Source organism: Streptomyces sp. NPDC043812 (genome assembly GCF_056436245.1).
Genome location: NZ_JBWKCY010000082.1, coordinates 1 through 3,298, shown reverse-complemented (window position 1 = coordinate 3,298; position 3,298 = coordinate 1). Strand labels below are relative to the sequence as shown.

The following is a 3,298-nucleotide window of genomic DNA, read 5'->3' as shown; positions in this document are numbered from 1 at the left end:
CACCCGTCGAATACGAGACCAGCTACTACCGCGCAACCCCGAAACCCCAGGTCACAACCACAATCTGAAGTCTCTACCGAACCCGGAACGGTTCAATGAGCGGTGTGGACTTGTTGGCGACCAGACACGGCATAGCCCGCACCCCGCTCTCCCAGCCCTCCTTGCTCGGCGGAACGGCGTACGACCGGGCGTCGGCCATCGTCCTCACGGTGTTCTTGAGCAGAGCCCCGCACACTGCGTCGCCGTTGCGCGCGGCATCGTCCGGAGAGTCGGGTTCGTGGGTGAAAACCACTTGCCCGTCCGGGAATCCCTTGACGCAGTCCACGGATTCAAGGCGAGGCAGCCCCTCGAACTTCTTGCCACTCCACACGGCGGAGACACAGGCGCCCCGCTCGAGTTCCTTCGTCAAGCCGACCGCGTTGCCGTAGGGCGGCACCGTCCCGGTCGGCCGCTGCGGATCCTCCGACCTCAACAATGCTGCCCCTGCCCACAGTCCGCCGCCCAGCAGCACCACGGCGCCTGCGGCGAGTGCGACCATCAGGGCTCGCCGCTTCGGCCGGCGGACCGCCGCGCCCGGCTCACCGGACGTGTCCGGGCCGGTCGGCCCGTGCTCCGTAACGGTGGCGGGCCGCGCCCCGGCCGGCTGCGTGGGGCTGTGCGCGGCGAGACCGGTGAGGATCGTCATCGCCTCCCCGCTGGGCATCCTCTCTGCCGGATTCCTGGCCAACAGGCTGTCGACAACACGCGCCAATTCCTGGGAGATGTGCGGGGGCAGCTTCGGCTCCTCGACCAAAGGCGCCGTCAGCGCGGCCGCCCCGGTCTCGGTGGCGAAGGGGCCTCTGCCGACAGCCGCAAAGAACAACGTGGCGCCGAGGGAGAAGAGATCCGATTCCGCAGTCGGTGGCCTTCCGCGCACCCGCTCCGGCGCCACATAGCCCGGAGTTCCCGCGATGTATGACTTCCCGGTGAGCCGCGGCTCGTCGGAGGCCGGTTCGAGGGAGATGCCGTAGTCGGCGAGCATCACCTGGCCGAACCCGCCGGACTGCCCGGGCAGGTGGCTGCCGCTGGTCAGCAGAATGTTGGCCGGCTTGACGTCCCGGTGCAGGATGCCGAGCCGATGGCCTTCTGCGAGCGCCGCGAGCACGCCCAGTCCGACGGTCGCGACCGCCGAGGGGGGAAGAGGCCCACGCGCGTGCACCACGGCTTCGAGATCCATCGCGCCGGGCACGTACTCCATGACGATCCACGGCAGGCCGTCCTGCTCGACGATGTCGTGCACCGTCGCGACGTTCGGATGGTTCCGCAGCCGGGCGGCATGCCGGGCCTCACCACGGGCCCTGCCCACCCGGGAACTCACCTCGTCCTCGGGTAGGTGCGGCGCGATGTCGATCTCCTTGAGTGCGACATCGCAATCCAGTACGTCGTCATGAGCGAGCCACACCCGCCCCATTCCACCCGCTCCGAGCCGTTGCCGCAGTCTGTAGCGCCCTGCAATCACCCGCGCCGCATCGCCATCGACCTCAGTCATGCCGCATAAACTATGGCGCCCGCCCCGGGACATGCCGGTGGACATCTCTGGCGAGTCGCTCCCGCATCGCCTAGCTGAGTGAGTCACCCCTCGTTCTGGTTCGGGCTGCCGACCGTCCGTAACAGCGTCAAACATGGAAGGCCCCCAAACGAACAACTCACCGCACTGGCCCATGAGCATCGCAAGGTGGATGACGCCCGACGCGTCGCCGGACCGAACAGCCGGAGAATGGGGTACGAGCTGTCGGAGAAACCCGTGATGTACCTCCGGGCCGCTGCCCTCGGTGACCACTACGACCAACTGCTCGGACGCCGTCGCGGCAGCGGCGGTGAACACCGCGAGGGAGAAACACAGGGACCCTGCCCCTCCAGCGAGGATTGACCGAGCAGGCCGGCACCACGGCCATCGATACCGCCTGCCGCCTGCTGCGGCTTCCGTCGATCAGGAACGAGTTCGCCGACATCGCCGACCGGGCGATGAAGGACCAGATGACCTACCGCGGCTTCCTCACCGAACTCCTGATGGCCGAGTGCGACGACCGGTCCCGGCGCCGTTCGGAGCGGCGGATCAAGGCGGCCGGATTCCCCCGGGGACAAGTCTCTGCGGGCCTTCGACTTTGACGCGAACCCCAACCTCGACGCGGCCGCCATCCACACCCTCGCCAGCTGCGAGTGGATCAAGAAGAGTCAGCCGCTCTGCCTGATCGGCGACTCCGGAACCGGCAAGTCCCACCTGCTGATCGCGCCTGGGAACCGAGGCCGCGATGGCCGGCTACCGGGTCAAGTACGTGCTGGCGACGAAGTTGGTCAACGAGCTCGTCGAGGCCGCCGACGAGAAGCAGCTGACCAAGACCATCGCCCGCTACGGCCGCGTCGACCTGCTCTGCATTGATGAGCTCGGCTACATGGAACTCGGCCGCCGCGGCGCCGAACTCCTCTTCTTCAGTTATTCAGAGCACAGGCTTTGAGGCCTTCCCTCAAGACTTCGGACTGGTCGATGAGCAAGCGTGACGTCCGGCCGACGGCCCCGCCGACCGGAGGGCGGCGGGGCCGTGGAGGCGGTAGCGGCAGCAATCAGCCGGCCTTGGCCGACTCCTCGGCGCGTGCTCGGGTGCTGGCGAGTCGGTAGGAGTCGGTTCCCGTCTCACTTTATTGGCGGGTCTTCGCGCCGTCGGCAACCGACACCAGTCGACGTCCTGCCAACAGACGGCAACGACGACTCCCCCCACCAGCACAGGCTTCACCGACTACGAGATCGTGGAGAATCAGTTCACGGTTGGGGTGGGGGGCGCCTTTGGCGACACTGTCGCGTGCCCGGCCGGCAAGAAGCAACTCTGCGCCGAGCACTGGCAGGAGGCCCGCTCTCGCACCCGGGTCGCCTTGGCGTGCAGGGCGGCGAACCGGCGCAGTCCGGTCGCTGGAGGGCTCGGCCAGTGTGGACGGGCGCGGGCCCGCAGCCCGCGCCGGCAAGCGCGTGGTTGCCGTCTGGACCGGGGCCCTCAAGGCCAACCGGCAATCCCGTTCTCGGGTTCCATCGGGCCGGGGCAGCTCTCTCCGCGGGGGAGGATGGGCGGATGCGATGGGCCCCGGCGACGCAGGGCGGTTCCTGCGTCGCCGGGGGAGGGCATGGGGTACTACTCGAGGATCTTCAGCAGCTTGTTGGGGGTGGCTGTACCCGGGTTGGTGATCTTGTCGGGCGTGGCGCCGTCGGTGAGCGCCTTGGCGACGTCCGCCGGGGCGGCGTCCTGGTGCCCGGCGAGGTAGACCGCTG

General features: G+C 68.5%; 2 protein-coding genes and 2 pseudogenes. 2 read left to right on the top strand and 2 right to left on the bottom strand.

What is annotated here, in order from left to right:
- Positions 1–73: 73 nt before the first annotated feature.
- A complete protein-coding gene (locus AC067Z_RS38680) occupies positions 74–1,573 on the bottom strand; it encodes a serine/threonine-protein kinase (protein ID WP_478794326.1) in 1,500 nt (499 codons plus the stop codon).
- Between the two features lie 141 nt (positions 1,574–1,714).
- On the opposite strand from AC067Z_RS38680, the gene AC067Z_RS38675 reads away from it, so the two are divergent.
- Together AC067Z_RS38675 and AC067Z_RS38670 are read left to right on the top strand one after the other, a co-directional pair.
- Positions 1,715–1,909: a hypothetical protein gene (locus tag AC067Z_RS38675; RefSeq protein ID WP_478794325.1), complete on the top strand. Its 195-nt coding sequence runs from the start codon at positions 1,715–1,717 to the stop codon at positions 1,907–1,909.
- Positions 1,888–2,468 (top strand): annotated as a pseudogene (locus AC067Z_RS38670) (ATP-binding protein); the annotation flags it as partial. The gene AC067Z_RS38675 and the pseudogene AC067Z_RS38670, both read left to right, overlap by 22 nt.
- Before the next feature lie 693 nt (positions 2,469–3,161).
- Here AC067Z_RS38670 and AC067Z_RS38665 read toward each other — a convergent pair.
- Positions 3,162–3,298: pseudogene (locus AC067Z_RS38665) on the bottom strand (S8 family peptidase); the annotation flags it as partial.

Bases quoted from the DNA above. Each gene is read 5' to 3' on its own strand.
- AC067Z_RS38680 (WP_478794326.1), bottom strand. From the start codon at position 1,573: ATGTCCACCGGCATGTCCCGGGGCGGGCGCCATAGTTTATGCGGCATG.